Origin of the sequence: Pseudomonas sp. NBRC 111123 (assembly GCF_001320205.1) — a bacterium.
In the GTDB taxonomy this organism is placed as follows: domain Bacteria; phylum Pseudomonadota; class Gammaproteobacteria; order Pseudomonadales; family Pseudomonadaceae; genus Aquipseudomonas; species Aquipseudomonas putida_J.
The window spans coordinates 53,087-68,619 of sequence record NZ_BCAZ01000022.1 but is presented as its reverse complement, the minus strand read 5'-3'; the positions used below and the strand labels follow the sequence as shown (position 1 = coordinate 68,619).

Here is a 15,533-nt window from a genome sequence, read left to right as displayed (position 1 = left end):
ACAAGCACAGGCAGCGTATGAACGACCCGATTCTTTCTCTCCAGGCCCTGGCCGCCCCCGAAGGTACTTGCTTTGGTTGTGGCTGCTCCCACCCGTCCGGCCTGCACCTGCAAAGCCACTGGGATGCCGACGGCATTCACCTGTTGTGCCGGCATTCACCCGACAGCACCTTCATCGGCTGGCCCGGCCTGGTCTATGGTGGCCTGCTGGCCATGCTGGTCGACTGCCATTCGAACTGGACCGCGATGGCCTACCACTACCGCGCCGAAGGCCGTGAAGCGGGCAGCCTGCCACGCATCGATTGTGTCACCGGCAGCCTTGGGCTGAATTACCTCAAACCCACACCGATGGGCGTGGAGCTGCTGCTCAAGGCGCGTGTGGAAGGTGAAGTCGGGCGCAAGACCCGGGTCATCTGCGAGGTTTGGGCCGGCGATGTGCTGACGGTCAGCGCCGACTCGGTGTTCGTGCGGGTGGACACCGAAAAGCTCAAGCTCAAGGCGCATGGCCAAGCCAGCTGAGCCAGGCCAGCTGATCAACGGCCGGTGATGGTCAGCCGCGCGGGATGTCTCTAGAGTGACAAGTCCATTCCCACGGCCAAGGTTGAACATGACCGATCTGAGCGCTTTCCCCATTACCCGCAAATGGCCCGCGAAGCACCCCGAACGCCTGCAGCTGTACTCGCTGCCCACGCCCAACGGCGTCAAGGTGTCGATCATGCTGGAGGAGATCGGCCTGGCCTATGAGCCGCACAAAGTCAGCTTCGACAACGATGACCAGCTGAGCCCGGAATTCATCGCCCTCAGCGCCAACAACAAGATCCCGGCGATCCTCGACCCCAATGGCCCGGGCGGGCAACCGTTGCCGCTGTTCGAGTCGGGGGCGATCCTGCAGTACCTGGCGGAAAAGAGCGGGCAGCTGCTGAGCCAGGACCCGGCCCAGCGTTACCAGACCCTGCAGTGGCTGATGTTCCAGATGGGCGGCATCGGGCCGATGTTCGGCCAGGTCGGTTTCTTCCATTTCTTTGCCGGCAAGGAATACGAAGACAAGCGTCCGCGCGACCGTTACGTCAACGAATCGAAGCGCTTGCTGGGTGTGCTGGACCGGCACCTGAAAGGGCGCGAGTGGATGGTCGATGAATACAGCATCGCCGACATTGCCATCTTCCCTTGGGTGCGCAACCTGGTGGAGCGTTACAACGCACGCGATCTGGTGGGCTTCGACGAATTCAAGGAAGTGCAGCGTGTGCTGGCGAAGTTCCTCGAGCGACCAGCAGTACAGCGTGGCCTGAAAATCCCCGCCTGATCAGGCAACACTGACCTCTGTAGGAGCGGCCTTGCGTCGCGAAAGGGCCGCAAAGCGGCCCCGGCGACACTTGCGGCGGAGCTGAATCCTGGGGGCGCTTCGCACCCCTTTCGCGACGCAAGGCCGCTCCTACAAGACTCGCATTTCAGCCTAGAAGATCTGGTTCAGCAGCCAGTACAGGCTCCCGGCCAGCAGCATCGCCGCCGGCAGGGTCAGCACCCAGGCCATCAGCAGGTTGATCAGGGTCCGCTGCTGAATCCCCGAGCCGTTGGCGACCATGGTCCCGGCCACCCCGGAGCTCAGTACGTGGGTGGTCGACACCGGCAGCCCGAACATGTCCGCCGCACCGATGGTGCACATGGCCACCACTTCCGCCGAAGCACCTTGGGCATAGCTCAGGTGGGTCTTGCCGATCTTTTCGCCCACCGTCACCACGATTCGCTTCCAGCCGACCATGGTGCCCAGGCCCAATGCGATGGCCACCGCCACCTTGACCCAAAGCGGGATATAGCGGGTGGCGTCGTCCAGCTGGTTCTTGAACAGCTGCACATGGCTGCGGGTATCGGCGTCCAACGCCACCAGTTGATTTTTCTCGATCAGGCGGATGGCTTCGCTGGTCAGGTACATGTCATTGCGCACGTTGGCCATGGCCTCGCCTGGCACGCTGCGCAGCGAACCGTAGCCTTTGACCTGGTCACCGATCAGGCCGGTGAGCTCAGCCAGCGCCGGCACCAGCTGCGGGCTGGCCTTGGGCTCGGCGATGAACGCGGTCAGCACCTGGCGCGGGTCGCCGGGGGTCGGCCCGGGGGCCGTGCGTACCAGCGCCTGGCGGGTCACCTCGGCCACCGCAGAAAACTGCAGCGCCTGCTCGCTGGGCATGGTCTTGTTCAGGGCATAGGCCATCGGCAGGGTGCCCACCAGGATCAGCATGATCAGGCCCATGCCTTTCTGCCCGTCGTTGGAACCATGGGCGAACGACACGCCGGTGCAGGTCAGGATCAGAATCCCGCGGATCCACCATGGCGGCGGCGTGCGGCCCTCCGGCGCCTGGTACAGCTCTTTGCGCTTGACCAGTGCGCGCAGTGCCAGCAACAACAGGGCTGCGCAGGCGAAGCCGATCAGTGGCGAAAACAGCAGGGCATAGCCGACCTTGCTGGCCTGGGCCCAGTCGACCCCGCTGGTGCCGTCACGCCCGTGCATCAGTGCGTTGGCCACGCCGACGCCGATGATCGAGCCGATCAGCGTGTGCGAGGAGGATGCCGGCAACCCCAGCCACCAGGTGCCGAGGTTCCAGATGATGGCTGCCAGCAGCAAGGCGAAGACCATGGCAAAGCCCGCCGTGGAGCCGACCTGTAGAATCAGCTCCACCGGCAGCAGGGCGATGATGCCGAACGCCACCGCGCCGCTGGAAAGCAGCACGCCGAGGAAGTTGCACAACCCGGACCAGACCACCGCCACCGGCGCTGGCAGCGAGTGGGTGTAGATCACTGTGGCCACTGCGTTGGCGGTGTCGTGGAAACCGTTGACGAACTCGAAGCCCAGGGCAATCAGCAGTGCCAGGCCCAGCAGCAGAAACGGCGTGACGGTGGTGACCACCGTGTCGCTGGCGGTCACGTCCTGCTTGAGGCTCCAGGCAGTGTAGGCGACACCGGCCAGCAGCAGGCCGAAGAACAGTACGAGGGTGGCGCGCCCGGGCTTGTGCGAAAGCTGTGGGCGGGAATCGCTGTGGGCCAGTGGCTGCTGGCTGGCCAGGGACGGGGTTGCCATGGGGGCTCCGATTGGCGTCGGCGAGGGTGGCTCTGAGCATAGAAACTATTCCCCGACTGGACGTGACCTCGGTCAATGAATTACCTAGGCTCAAGACAGACGGTAAAGGCAGGAGAACCCCATGATTCGCTGCAAGCGTGTCTACGACGCGCAAGAGAAGGATGATGGCCAGCGCGTGCTGGTCGATCGCCTGTGGCCGCGCAACACACGCAAGGACGAACTGCACGGGCAATGGCTGCGCGAGGTGGCGCCATCTACTGATCTGCGCAAGGCATTCCACCATGGCGAGGTGGATTTCGCCGGCTTCACCCAGCGCTATCAGCAGGAACTGGCGGCGCACCCTGAACACTGGTACCCGCTGCTGGACCTCGCGGCCAAAGGCAACCTGACCCTGCTGTACGCCGGCAAGGACAGCGAGCACAACAATGCCCAGGTGCTGGCGGCCTGGCTGGAAGACGAGCTGGAGCGGCGCGGCCCAGGCAGCTCGCCGGTGTGCTATGCCCGTTGAGCTGATCGCCGCGAGCGATGCCTATCGCACCTTTGCCCGCGACCTGACGCGGCGGGCGATGCTGCCCTATTACCGCGAGTTCGACCTGTTGTGGGTCGAGGACGCATTCGACGAAGCCTGGGGCTGGCGCGAGCAGTGGCTGGTGGTGGAGGAGGGCGTCGTGCTGGGTTTCTGCAGCCTCAGCCAGGACCGGCAGGCCTTGTTCATCCGTGAATTGCACCTGGTGCCGGAGCAGCGTGGGCGAGGGGTGGGCAGCCAGGTGCTGGAAATGCTGGCCGAATGGGCGGCGCAGCGGCGGCTGCCGTTGTTGAGGTTGATGGTGTTCAAGAGCAACCCGGCGCGGCAGCTGTACCTGCGCCATGGATTTGTCGAGATGGGGGAGGATGATTGCTTTGTGAGGATGCAGCGGGCCATCGGTTGACCTGTACTGGCCTCTTCGCGGGTAAACCCGCTCCCACAGGTACATCACAGCATCCAGACCTATGATAATCCTGTGGGAGCGGGTTTACCCGCGAAGAGGCCGGTGAAGTCACTGCAAGAGCCAGGTCACTGCTGCCTCACCCGCACAGTCTCACCCTGACGAACAGTGGCCTCAAGCAATTGCCCCTGCAGCGGCAACAAGTCGCCGATCAACAGGTTCTGCAGCAATGGCTTGCCATCGAAGCTGTTGCCCCCCAGCAGCACATCCCGCACACCCTCCACCCGCACCAGCGCTTTCCCGACCTGCCCCAGGCGGTTGCCGCTGAGCACCAGCGGCCCGGCCAGCGGCGTGGCATTGCGCAGGCTGACGGCATATTCCGCGGTATTGCCGATGCGGTTATCGAGCAGCGCAACGGCGCCCACCTCGCTGGCATCCACCGCGCTGCCCTGGCTGCTGGCCAGCAGGTTGTCGTCGATCACCAGCGGCGCCGCTGCGGTAGGTGCCAGGTTGCGCAACTGGATGCCATTGCCACGGCTGTCGCCAATGCGGTTGCCAGCCAGCAGCACCGCGCCCTGTTGCTCGCTGACTTCGATGGCGGCCTTGGCCGCACCGAGGATCAGGTTGCCCTCTACCAGGGCGCGGGTCTGGCCCCTCAAGCGCACGCCGCTGTTGTTGTCGATGCCGCGCAGCTGGTTGCCCTGCAGCTTGACCTGGCTGTTCTGCACATCGATGGCGTACTGCTGCGATTGCTCGAACTGGCTGCCGGTGATGGTCGCCTGGCTGTGCTGCAGTTCCACGGCGCTGGACATCTCGCTGAACTGGCTGTCACGGATGATCACCGTGGCCGGTCGGGTGCTGGCCGCCTGCTGGGTGCTCAAGGCGGTGCTCAGGCCACGCGAGAGATTGGCGTTGTAGCCCAGGCGCTTGAGCGTCGAGCCGAGCACCTGGGTATGGCTGCCAGCCCAGGCCACCACAAAGGGCCGCCAGGCGCGGTCGGTACTGCCCGGCTTGTCGCCGGCCATGCTCTGCAGGCTGGACTGGTTCAGCCCAAGCCAGCCCTGGTTGATCAGCGCCGTGCCGGCGAACGTCGACAGGTACAGGCTGGTGCCTTCGAGTACCAGCCCGGCATCGCTGCCGATCATCAGCGGGTAGCTGAGCAGGTAGCCATCCTTGTAGCGCTTGAGGATGCGTGGGTCGTTCAGTGCATCGTGCAACTGCGCCAGGGTGATGCTGCCGCCGCGCAACATCACCACCTGCGGGTGGTGTGCCTGGTAGCCAGCGATGGCACGGAACAGGCCGTTGTTGACGAATGGCTCGAACGGCCAGCTGCCGGCCTGGGACGAGAACATCGGTTGCAGGCTGACGCTGGCGCGCCCGGCCGGGCGTTGCCGTTCGGCCTGCTGGAACGCCACGGCCTGGCGCACCTGCTGGCGCAACTGGTCAGCCTTGAGCTGGCGCTGCTCACTGGGCAGGGTGTCTACGGTCTGGTTGACCGGCAGCGCCTGGCTGGCGGCCTGGGCAGTGCCTGCCAGGCACAGGGCGGCCAGGCAGGTGAGGGAAAAGCGGGCGAGGGCAGCCATGGGTCAGCTCCTTGATCCGGGCAGTGGGGGGTAGAACGCTTTGATCGGGCCGCCGAGCTGGCTGTAGTTGTCCACCTCGCCGTCTTCGCTGTCGTACAGCTGGCGCGCCAGCGCATGGCCGGGGTTGCGCTGCAGGAACGGGATCAGCCAGGCCATCTTGTACGGGGCCACATCCGCCTGGGACTGGCCCTTGAGTTCGGGCAGGTCGTCTGGGGCCAGCACCGTGCGGGCGGCGAAGTTGGCCAGCAGGTCGAGGGTCTGCTGGTCTTCGTGGCTCCAGGGCAGACCGTTGGCGCGCGCCGATTCGGCCAGCAGCACCAGCGGCACCAGGGCGTACTGGCTGTAGTTGGCAGCCAGCTTGCTGCGCGCCACTTCCAGTGGCAGGTAGGCGTAGTTGCCGTTGTTGGCGCGCACGGCCTGGGCCAGGCCACGGCGCAGGTTGCCGTCGGCCCACTGGATGAAGTCGTCGCGGCCTACCAGCATGCCGGTGGCGGCCACGGCCCAGGCCGCCCAGTAGTCGTGGTTGTTGAAGTACACACCGCTGGCGCTGCGGCGTGGGTCGTACTCGCGGATCACCAGCTCGCCAAGGCGGGTGAACCACTTGCGCTGCGCTTCGCTCAGGTGCAGCTTGCCGTCGCTGGCCGATTGGGTCAGCAGCACGGCACCGGCCATGGCGGCCAGTGCCCATTTACGCGCGGCCATGCCGGTGCCGCTGGCATCGGGGTTCAGCAGAGCGCCGGCTTCGGCCCAGTGTTGCAGCCATTGGTCCTGGCAGGCCAGGGCCATGTTGGCGTCCTGGGGTTTCTTGGCGCGCTGGAAGCGTTTGCTGGCGTAGATCAGGCCGCCGACGAACGCCTTGACGTGCTTGCCGATGCGTTCGCTGTCGGCGTCGGGGCTGCTGCGCAGGGTCGACTTGCTGGCATCGCGCTGGTCGTACTTGCTTTCCAGGCGCAGGCTCCCGGTGTAGGGCGCGGGTGGCTCCTTGGTGCAGATCAGGGTGCGGTAGTCGGCGATCATGGCCGACTGTGCAGTGCTGTGGGGGGGCCAGATGGATTGCGCTGCCTGGGCCTGGGGGATTAACAGCGCCATGGCGAGCAGCAGTGCAGCATTCTGGGGGCGCGTTGCGCGTCTTTCGCGACGCAAGGCCGCGCCTACAGGCAATTGCGGTGCCTGGTAGGCGCGGCCTTGTGTCGCGAAAGGGCTGCACAGCAGCCCCAGGCTTGGCAATACATTCTTCAAAGGCACAGGCGCGTCTCCACAGCGGTCGCCGCAGTGCCGGCCTTGGTCGGCTCCATGAACACCGACAACAGATTGGCCCCGGCAAACTCCGGTGCCTTGCTCAGCTCCAGGTAGTATTGCCCGCCGGTGACCGCCGCCTCACGGCGGAACCACACCTTGTCCCGCGCACCGTTGTCGTAGTAGACGATGATGTAGAAGTCCTTGACGTTCTTGTCGCTCAGGCGAATGTCGAGAAACCCCTTCGACAGCGCCTGGCGGCCACTGCCGGCATTGCTCAGCAGTTCGATGCGCTCACCCACCTTCAAGGGCGGGCGTTGCAGCTTCGCGCCGAGCACCTCCTTGTTTGCCGCACAACCACCCTGTACCGCCGGCACCAGCTGGCGATACATCAACGGCGAGTCGAGCCGGTAGTTGGCCGGCAGTTCCCAGACGATCAGCTTGGGCGGCGCCTTGGGCTTGTAGTCGCTGGACAGCAGGTACTCCAGCAGCGAGCCATCTTCACCGACCCCGGGCAGGGCGTAGTTGAGAATGTCGACGTTCAGGTACTGCTTCAGGTAGCCATCGAAGTTGAACTGCTTGCTCTCGTCTTCGCGGGCTGCGGCGTTACTGTCGCCGACCAGGATCACTTCCGGGTCCGGCGCTTCGTCGAACAGCGCGTCGCCACCGCTGGCCACCGGGATGGTCTGGTAGCCACGGACATACTGGAAACCATAGTTGTTGCCGCACAGCGAACTCATCGCCAGGTTCATCGTGCCGTCCTTGGGCACCATCACGCCTGGCTCGGTGCGGTACTCCTTCTTGGTGAGCCCGGCATAGAACGGCTGGCGGCGGATTTCTTCAGCCATCAGTTTCGCCGTGGCCTCGGCACCGGTAGGCGTCCAGTGGTGGTCGCGGCGGAAGAAGTACTCGCCCTTGGGCGGCTGCTGTACCAACTGCATCATCGGCGCCACCACTGCGCCGCCCTGGCGCAGCTGGCCGAGGTAGGCGGCAAGGCTGTTGCTGGCGCGGGCGTAGTCGAAACCGTGCAACTGGTCGGCGAACAGCTTGTCGCGGTGCATCAGGCCGCGGGTCGGCTGGATGGCCATGGCCACATGAATGCCCTGGCGTTCGAAGGCCTGCATCAGGCGGGCGAACTCCGGGCGCATCGGGGCGGGGATGCCGAAGTCGTTGGTCAGGTCGACGACCGAGCGGAACAGCCAGCGGTCCTTGCCAGGCACGATTTCGCGCATCAGCTTCATGCGCCCTTCGGCGTAGCGTTGCGGGTCGCTCATTGCCGGGCAAACCATGCACTGCAGGTTCTCGCAACCTGGCTTGCTCGCCTGGGCCTGCTGCGCGGCCAGGCCTGGCAGGCTGAACAAGGCCAGGGCAGCGCTCAGGCCAAAAGGTACAAGGGTCTTCATGTGCCATTCATCCTTGCAGGGCATTCATCACTCGGTCGGGTCGATGCTGTTGGCCAGGGTCATGCTGCGGTTGCCCGGCAGCAGCACGTAGCTGTACGAGCGGCCCTTCTTGAGAAACTGCTCGTCGAAGCTGGCGACCTTGGTGTCTTGCTGGTAGGCGGCGAAGTCGATCTTGATTTCGTTGACCATGCGCGTGCCGGTCTCGCCGTTGCCAAGCGCTCCGACCACCTCGTGCTTGCCATCGGATGTCTTCAGCGCGGCCTGGTTGGTGGTCAGGTTGTAGAAGGCGATCTGCGCCTTCTTCGGCTCGTTGACGTACTTGTCGCTGATCAGCTTCAGTTGCTTGCCGTCGTAGACCACGGTGCTGGCGGCATTGGCCTTGAGCTGCGGTTCGATCGACTTGCCGCCGACGGCAATCTTGTGCGGGCCGGCGGGGGTGAAGCGGTAGCCGCTGAGCTGGCCGGCAGCGACCCGCTGCGGGTTGACCTTGCCGCTGAGGCTGACGTCGATGTTGCTGTCGGACAGGTTCAGCACCCGCACGAATGCCGAGTCGGCCGGGGCTACGGCGTCGTACAGGTCGGCGTTGCCTTCGGCGGCCAGGGTGGCATGGCTGGCAGTGGCCAGGGCGATGGCGGTGAACAGCGAAGTAAGTTTCATCAGGCTCTCCTTGAATCGTCAGAAATGCTGGGGCGCAGCGCTGCGGCTGAGCGAGCCGGGGCGATGGGCGAGCAGGGTGCGCAGGGGGAATTCCCAGACCACGGTATCGATCTGCGTGTTGGCCAGTTGGTCGCTGGCGAGGAACTGGTTCATGGCTTCGAACGGGCCGCGGGCTTCCACGGCGATGCTCAGCAAGTCGCGGTTGAGCGCCTCCTTGAGGAAGCCGACGAAGTTCCAGTCGTCGATCTTGCTGTAGCTGGTACCGACCAGCAGCAGGCTCTGGTCTTCTTCGGCGAACAGGTCGTCGACGCCTTGCGTGGCCTTGAGGGTTTCGTACAGGGCGATAGGGTTGGGGCCGAACTGCGGCGCCAGGCGGGCATGGTCGAACTGGATATAGTTCATCAGGTCGCCCTTGACGCTCTTCTCGCCGGCCTTGCGTGACACGTACACCTGGTCACCCAGCAGTTGCGGGCGCTGGCGTGCCAGTTCGTATGCCGACAGCCGTGCCCCTTCCGGGCTCCAGTGGGTGTCGGACTTGAGGAACAGTTGCGGGCCTTCGAGGTTGGCGAGGAATGCCCCACGCAGCGGCACCACGTCCAGCTGGCGGCTTTGCAGCTCGCCGACGAAGTGGTCGTAGAGGCTGGCCACCCGTGGGTCGAAAGCGTGCTGGGCATGCGCCGCGTACACATCCAGCTTCATCGGCAACGGCAGGATCACCAGCTGCTTGCCATGCTCGGCCAGTTGCGCGCGAACCTTGGCAATCTGCTCCAGCTGGCTCGCCAGGTTGGCTTCGAGGTCGTTGGGCACGCGGTATTCCTGGTTGGTGTAGAGCCAGCCATCCTTGCCCAGCACCACGCCCTTGGTGCCTTCGTCGAACAAGTGGAACTGGGCATCGGCCCACAGTTGCACCGACGGCTCGCGCAGGAAGAAACGCTTGTCGTAGGCCTGCTCGAACTTGCGCAGCAGCTTGCCGTCGACAAACAGGTTCCAGGTGTCGGTCGAGGTGCGGGCAAAGCTGAACACCGGTGGCAGCGAATAGACGAACATCGCCGCCAGCACCACCACGAACAGAATGCCATTGGCCTTGCTGGCCGAATTCATCACCGGGTACATGGCACGCTCCTAGAACTGGAAATACAGGAAGGGTGAGAACGAGTTGGCTGCCAGGCTGCTCAGCGCCAGCAAGAAGCCCCCCCACAGCAGCACGCTGTGCAGCGCGCCGACATGGCGCATGAAATAGCCTTCCTTGTTGCCGGCGTAGAAGCGCAAGTTGTTGATCCCGGCCAGTACCAGCCAGGCCAGCGCCACCAGGGCAAAGGCCATGGCCATCTTCGAGGCGCCAAGCACGTAAAGCTCGAGCGAGCCGAAGCCGTTGAAGCCGAACAGCGCCTTGTAGATGTCGATGCTGTGGCGCAGGTCCATGGTGAAGAACAGCGGCATGCTCAACACGATCAGCAGGCCTGTGCGCAGGTTGCGGCTCAGGCGGTAGGGCGCACCGACCTTGGTCGCCAGGTTGAACTTGCGTTCGAGCACCATGCCCACCCCAAAGAACAGGCCCCAGCAGATGAAGGCGAAGCTCGCGCCGTGCCACAGGCCCGACAGCAACATGGTCCAGACCAGCGCCGGCATCGCACCGGCCACGCGCTTGCGCACCAGCGGCAAGTACACGTAGTCGCGCAGGAAATGCGCCAGGGTCATGTGCCAGCGTGCCCAGAACTCGGTGATGCTCTGCGCTACATACGGCTGGTTGAAGTTCTCCGGGAAGCGGAAGCCCATCATCAGCGCCAGGCCCAGGGCCATGTGGCTGTAGCCGGCGAAGTCGAAGTACAGCTGCAGGGTCGAGATCACCAGGCCGAACCAGGCATCACTGAACTGCAGCGTGCCTTCGCTGACGAACAGCAGGTTGATCGGCGCCAGGCGGTCGGCGATCAGCACCTTCATGATGAAACCGAGCATGAAGCGGCACACGCCCAGCGAGAACAGTTCCAGCGAGTGGGTGCGTTCACGCAGCTGTGGCGCCAGCTGGCTGTAGCGCAGGATCGGCCCGGCCACCAGGTGCGGGAACAGCGCGACGAAGGCGGCGAAGTCGATGAAGTTGCGTGTTGGCGTGGCGTCCTTGCGGTAGATGTCGACGATGTAGCTCAGGGCATGGAACACGTAGAACGAAATGCCCAGCGGCAGGAAGATGTTCTCCAGCGTCCAGGTGTTGATACCCAGCGGCGCCAGCAGCATGGCCAGCACCTCGGCGCCGAAGTTGGCGTACTTGAAGTAGCCCAGGGTCGCCAGGTTGCCGGCCACGCCGAGCCACAGCAGGCGCAAGGCCATGGTTTTGTTGCCGGCGTCCAGGCGTGCCTTGATGCGCAGGCCGAACCAGTAGTTCCAGTAGGTGATGCCGACGAACAACAGCAGGAAGTCCGGTCGCCACCAGGCATAGAAGATGTAGCTGGCGGCCACGATCACCGTGGAGCGCCACTGCGCCTTGGCCAGGAAATACACGGCCAGGAACAGCGGCAGGTAAAGGAACAGGAACACATTGGAGGCGAAGATCATGGCACGGCCCTTCCTTAGTAACTGATCACCACGCCGACGCTCAGCTGGTAGTCGTCGCCGGTTGCCAATGCACTGCCGGCATTGAGGTAACTGGCGCTGACCAGCGCGTTGACGTCCAGGTGCTTGCCATCGATAGCCACCGGAAACATCTTCCAGTAATAGTTGAGGTCGACCATCTGCCCGACGTTGCGCCCGTTGCCGTTGCTGCCCTGGTTGATGGCGCGGTTACGCTCGGCACGCTGGTCGCCATTTATGCGGATCGGCAAGGTGCCGTCGGCATCGCGCAGGTCGAGCTGGGTCACCCGCAGGTCCAGCGCGCTGCGCGGGGTGGGGCGGGTTTCCACGGCGAAGCCGTAGTAGCTCAGGTTGCGCAGGTCGAGGGCGACGAACGAACTGGTCAGGCGGGTGCTGTAAGAGCCGCTGCGGGTGATGCGGTCGGACTGGATGGTGTTCAGGCGGAAGCCATCGTTTTCATCGCTGGGCTTGTCGGTCAGGCCACCACGCAGCGCCAGGCGTGGCGTCCATGGCAGGCTGTCGAAGCGCTTGCCGACTTCGCCCAGCACCGCCCAGCCCTTGCTGCCGTGGCCGGTGGTGGTGACGCCGTTGCCGTCGGTGTTGTCCATCTTGCCGTCCAGCGCTGCCAGTTCCAGGTGGTAGTCGCTGAGCACCGGGTAGGCGAGGTTGTCGCCCTTGAAGAACAGCCCGTAGCGCATGCCCTTGAAGTCGTAGCGGTCGTCGGCGTCGTGGCCGCTGTGGTCGTTCTCGTGCATCAGGCGCACACCGACCTGGTTGTTCTGGCTCCAGCGGTAGGCGTACTGGCCCATCAGGTAGGTGGTGCGCTCCTCGCTGTCGGCCAGGCGGTTGACGTCGGTGTTGTAGTTGTGGAACTTCTGGCCGACGGCGAAGAACGCCTCGGAGAAGGTGTCCTGGTAGTTGAAGCGCAGCGATTCGAGGCTGTCGTCCCACCAGATGCCGTAGTCGTCATAGAAGCGCTGGCGGCCGAACGAGGCCGAGAAGCGCGGGTCGTCGCCGATCAGGTTGCGCTTGACGTACAGCTCGCGCAGTTCGGCGTACCAGCCTTCGGGCTGCTCGCGTTCGTTGCTGTTGCTGGCTTCGTTGGTCAGGTTGCTCGACTGGCTGGAGTCGTAGTTCAGCCACAGGCGGCCGTAGACCATCCATTTGGCCCAGCGCTTTTCTGGCGAGTACCAGGCGAACGACGGCTCGTAGCGCAGGCTGTAGAACGTCTCGCGGTCGCTACCGACCTGGGAGTCCTCAGGACCGTAGCCGGTCTGCACGGTCAGCTTGTTGAACACTTCCGAAGTGATCACCGGCTCGCTGCCATCCAGGGTGGCGACGCGCACCGGTTCGTTGCTGTCGGCTTCGGGGCCGGTGATTTCTTCTACGGCGAAGGCCGCCGGCAACGGTGCCAGGGCCAGCAGGGCGCCGAACAGGGGGTGGTGCGCTTTCACAGGGTGGCCTCCTTGTACAGCCCGTTGCGAGCGGCCAGGGCGCGCTCGATATCATCCTTCGGCAGGGTCTTTTCCAGGCGCTTGATCAGGCTGCGCGCGCCGCGTTCACCCAGGTCGAGGGCGACGCGGGCGTAGGTGTAGGCCTTGACCGGGTCGTGGCACAGGGCACGGCCGTAGGCGTGCAGGGTGGCCATGCGGTACCAGGCGGCGGTGTTGCCCTTGTCGGCTTCGGCCTGGAACAGTGCCAGGGCCTTTTCCTGGTCGGGTTGGTCCTCGACGCCCTTGCTGTAGTACTCGGCCAGCAGCAGGCCGGCACCGGGGTAGCCGCTGGCACGCAGTTCGTCGATCAGCGCGCGGGCTTTGTCCGGGTCCAGGGTCAGCCAGTTGTTGACCATGTAGAACTGCGCCTGCAGCGCCTTGGCCCGGGTCGGTTCGCGTTCGCGCACCTGATCGATCAGCGCCTGGGTTTCCTCGGCGTTATGCTCGGTCGGGTTGGAGATCATGTAGTTGGCCTTGGACACCATGGCCGGCACAAACCCACGGGCCACGGCCACATCGCGCCAGCGCTGGACGCGGGCAGTGGCCAGGTTCAGGGCGTCACTCTGGGCTTTTTCGCGGGCCAGCTGTTCGGCGGTTGGCGGCAGCTTCTGGGCGCCGGGCGCGCTGGCCTGGTTCTCGTAGCGGTCGGCTTCCTGTTCGGCGCGCTGCACGCTGGTGATACTGTCGAGCAGCGCGGCGATGCGGTGGATGATTTCCACTGGCAACTGTTCGCGCTCAGGCTCGAGCTGGTCGGCGAAGGGCGGGAACAGGCGGTCCTGCTGCTCGCCAAGGAAGGCGTAGTAGCGGTCCAGGGCACGTACGTCCACGCGCACCGCCTGGCGATACCAGCGCTCGGCGCTGGCACGGTCACCCTGGCGTTCGGCGAGCACGGCGTGGTACAGCTCGGGGCGGCAGTTGAGCAGGCAGGCTTGCTGGTACAGGGCCAGTAGCTGGGCGGCCTGGGCGGTGTCGACCAGCTCCGGGTAGGTCAGGAACACTTCCAGCGTGGTGCTGGTGTTGCGCGGGTCGAGGTTGGCCGGGTAGCGCGTCAGTGCTTGCGCCATCCAGGGCCGCTGCGCCTCGCGCAGGCTCGGGGTGCGGTCGATCAGGCGGGCCAGCGAAGCCAGTGCCGGGACCATGCCATGGCCGTCGGCAAAGGCCTTCTGATAAAGCGCCACCACTTCCGCGCGGCTGGCGTCTTCGCGCCCGGCCAGCACATCGCCAAGCAGCAAGGTACTGGCCAGGTCGCCACGGCCAGCCAGTTCGCGCAGGTCGCTGGTGACTTCGGCCGACGGGTCCTTGTACAGCGCGTAGCGGATCTGTTCCAGGCTCTGCCCGGCGCTGGCCGTGCTGGCGCAGGCCAGGGCCAGGCCGGCCAGCAGCAGGCGGGGGGGCATGTTCACGGTCATGGCGTCATCGTCCTCGGCCGCTTAGCGCGCTGCGCCGAACGGCAGGCCCAGGAACAGGTCGACCGCCACCGCTTTCTGGTAGGCATCGGCCGGCAGCGGGCTGTCGGGCTGGATGGTCAACGCCAGGTTGCGGTTGACCTCATCGACACGCGCATCGACCACCTTGCCGCTGTAATGCTGGTCGAGGCCGAACACCTGCATGTCCACCGACTTCACCCGGTCGACATCGGCGAGTTTGTCGAAGGGCACGTTGGCGCGCACGAACAGGCCCTGGTCCTTGGGCAGCAGGTGCATCAGCGGGGCTTCCTTGTAGCCGTAACCGTCCAGGCGCTGGCTCGGGTAGTAGACCTGGCAGTCGCACGGGCTGTTGATCACCGTTTCGATGGTGGCCCGGCCGAGCAGGGCCTGCAGGTCGCCCGGCGACAGGTCGGCGACGGCCTTCATGTCGGCCGGGCTGGTGAAGCTGGTAGCCAGCTGCGTGGAAATGCTGGCCAGCGGCTGGCCGGCCTGCACGTCGGTGGCGCCGGCGGGCAGCAGGTACTTCACATAGCCGTTGTCGGGCATGCTGATGACCTGGGCGTTGGCCGCCACCTGGGCCTGCAGCGCCGGGATGCGGAAGAACAGCAGGTAGCCCTTGTAGCCGACGAAGGCCAGCGCGGCGACGCCGGCGGCGGTGTACAGCAAGGTGCCGGCCATGGCCTTGAGGCGCGCGCCCGGGGTGCGTGCGCTGGCGTATTTGTGCTTGCGCTCCTTGATGTAGTTCTCGCGCTGCATCACATTGAACAGGCCATTGATGTCGGCGATTTCGCCCGACATGTAGGCGCTGATCAGGTAGCGCAGGATGTCGCGCTTCTGTGCGTCGAGCTCGACGAACTGTGCGCCTACATCGCTGCCGCGCTGGGAGACGATACGGATCTTGCTGTCGATGTTCAGGTCGACCTGGTTCAGGCGCAGGCGGATCGAGGCGTCGTACAGGGTGCCGACTTTCAGCGGAGCGTCATGGCTCAGGCCCAGTCCACCCAGGGAAATATCCTGCAGGGCCACTTCGAACGGGGGCTGGCCGGCACTGGCCAGGCGCACCCGCGCGTTCATCCGGGTGCGCACATACTGGCGCTCGTCGATCGCCTCGTGGACGATATTGGCCGCTGTCTTGCCCGGGGCCGCGGGAATGTTCGTGGTACTCATATGCAGG

The 15,533-nt window shown here is 65.0% G+C and carries 14 protein-coding genes; 4 read left to right on the top strand and 10 right to left on the bottom strand.

What is annotated here, in order from left to right; all coding sequences use genetic code 11:
- Nucleotides 1–17 precede the first annotated feature (17 nt).
- Together APH27_RS13500 and APH27_RS13495 are read left to right on the top strand one after the other, a co-directional pair.
- Complete coding sequence (locus APH27_RS13500; protein WP_027920586.1) at nt 18–518, top strand: PaaI family thioesterase; 501 nt, start codon at nt 18–20, stop codon at nt 516–518.
- Between the two features lie 88 nt (nt 519–606).
- Nucleotides 607–1,302, top strand: a complete 696-nt coding sequence (locus tag APH27_RS13495) for a glutathione S-transferase N-terminal domain-containing protein (protein WP_060485072.1) — start codon at nt 607–609, stop codon at nt 1,300–1,302.
- A 150-nt stretch (nt 1,303–1,452) separates the two neighbouring features.
- Here APH27_RS13495 and APH27_RS13490 read toward each other — a convergent pair whose 3' ends face one another.
- Nucleotides 1,453–3,069, bottom strand: coding sequence for an inorganic phosphate transporter (locus tag APH27_RS13490; RefSeq protein WP_060485071.1), 1,617 nt, complete (start codon nt 3,067–3,069; stop codon nt 1,453–1,455).
- A gap of 121 nt (nt 3,070–3,190) precedes the next feature.
- On the opposite strand from APH27_RS13490, the gene APH27_RS13485 reads away from it, so the two are divergent.
- Both APH27_RS13485 and APH27_RS13480 read left to right on the top strand, forming a co-directional pair.
- Nucleotides 3,191–3,577 carry a DUF488 domain-containing protein gene (locus APH27_RS13485; RefSeq protein WP_060485070.1) on the top strand — a complete coding sequence of 129 codons (387 nt, stop codon included), beginning with the start codon at nt 3,191–3,193 and terminating at the stop codon, nt 3,575–3,577.
- On the top strand, nt 3,567–3,998 hold the full coding sequence (locus APH27_RS13480) for a GNAT family N-acetyltransferase (protein ID WP_060485069.1): 432 nt from the start codon (nt 3,567–3,569) through the stop codon (nt 3,996–3,998). The genes APH27_RS13485 and APH27_RS13480 overlap by 11 nt, the downstream gene beginning before the upstream one ends.
- Before the next feature lie 125 nt (nt 3,999–4,123).
- Here the strand turns inward: APH27_RS13480 and APH27_RS13475 are convergent, their stop codons facing one another.
- The 9 genes from APH27_RS13475 to APH27_RS13435 all read right to left on the bottom strand — a co-directional run bounded on the left by APH27_RS13475 (nt 4,124) and on the right by APH27_RS13435 (nt 15,526).
- Nucleotides 4,124–5,578 (bottom strand): right-handed parallel beta-helix repeat-containing protein, encoded by a 1,455-nt coding sequence (locus tag APH27_RS13475; protein ID WP_081784343.1) that lies wholly within the window; start codon nt 5,576–5,578, stop codon nt 4,124–4,126.
- A 3-nt stretch (nt 5,579–5,581) separates the two neighbouring features.
- Nucleotides 5,582–6,667 carry a polysaccharide lyase gene (locus APH27_RS13470; RefSeq protein WP_060485077.1) on the bottom strand — a complete coding sequence of 362 codons (1,086 nt, stop codon included), beginning with the start codon at nt 6,665–6,667 and terminating at the stop codon, nt 5,582–5,584.
- A 146-nt stretch (nt 6,668–6,813) separates the two neighbouring features.
- Nucleotides 6,814–8,217, bottom strand: a complete 1,404-nt coding sequence (locus APH27_RS13465; RefSeq protein ID WP_060485068.1) for an alginate biosynthesis protein AlgX — start codon at nt 8,215–8,217, stop codon at nt 6,814–6,816.
- 27 nt (nt 8,218–8,244) lie between these two features.
- Complete coding sequence (locus APH27_RS13460) at nt 8,245–8,874, bottom strand: alginate O-acetyltransferase AlgF (RefSeq protein ID WP_060485067.1); 630 nt, start codon at nt 8,872–8,874, stop codon at nt 8,245–8,247.
- Nucleotides 8,875–8,892: 18 nt separating this feature from the next.
- Nucleotides 8,893–9,987: an alginate O-acetyltransferase gene (locus APH27_RS13455; RefSeq protein WP_060485066.1), complete on the bottom strand. Its 1,095-nt coding sequence runs from the start codon at nt 9,985–9,987 to the stop codon at nt 8,893–8,895.
- Between the two features lie 9 nt (nt 9,988–9,996).
- The gene (locus tag APH27_RS13450; RefSeq protein WP_060485065.1) at nt 9,997–11,424 is read right to left on the bottom strand and encodes an MBOAT family protein; all 1,428 of its coding nucleotides are present in this window, start codon (nt 11,422–11,424) and stop codon (nt 9,997–9,999) included.
- A gap of 14 nt (nt 11,425–11,438) precedes the next feature.
- Nucleotides 11,439–12,893 carry an alginate export family protein gene (locus APH27_RS13445; RefSeq protein ID WP_060485064.1) on the bottom strand — a complete coding sequence of 485 codons (1,455 nt, stop codon included), beginning with the start codon at nt 12,891–12,893 and terminating at the stop codon, nt 11,439–11,441.
- Nucleotides 12,890–14,341: a tetratricopeptide repeat protein gene (locus APH27_RS13440; RefSeq protein ID WP_060485063.1), complete on the bottom strand. Its 1,452-nt coding sequence runs from the start codon at nt 14,339–14,341 to the stop codon at nt 12,890–12,892. The genes APH27_RS13445 and APH27_RS13440 overlap by 4 nt, the downstream gene beginning before the upstream one ends.
- Nucleotides 14,342–14,362: 21 nt before the next feature.
- Complete coding sequence (locus APH27_RS13435) at nt 14,363–15,526, bottom strand: PilZ domain-containing protein (protein ID WP_060485062.1); 1,164 nt, start codon at nt 15,524–15,526, stop codon at nt 14,363–14,365.
- Between the last annotated feature and the right edge of the window lie 7 nt (nt 15,527–15,533).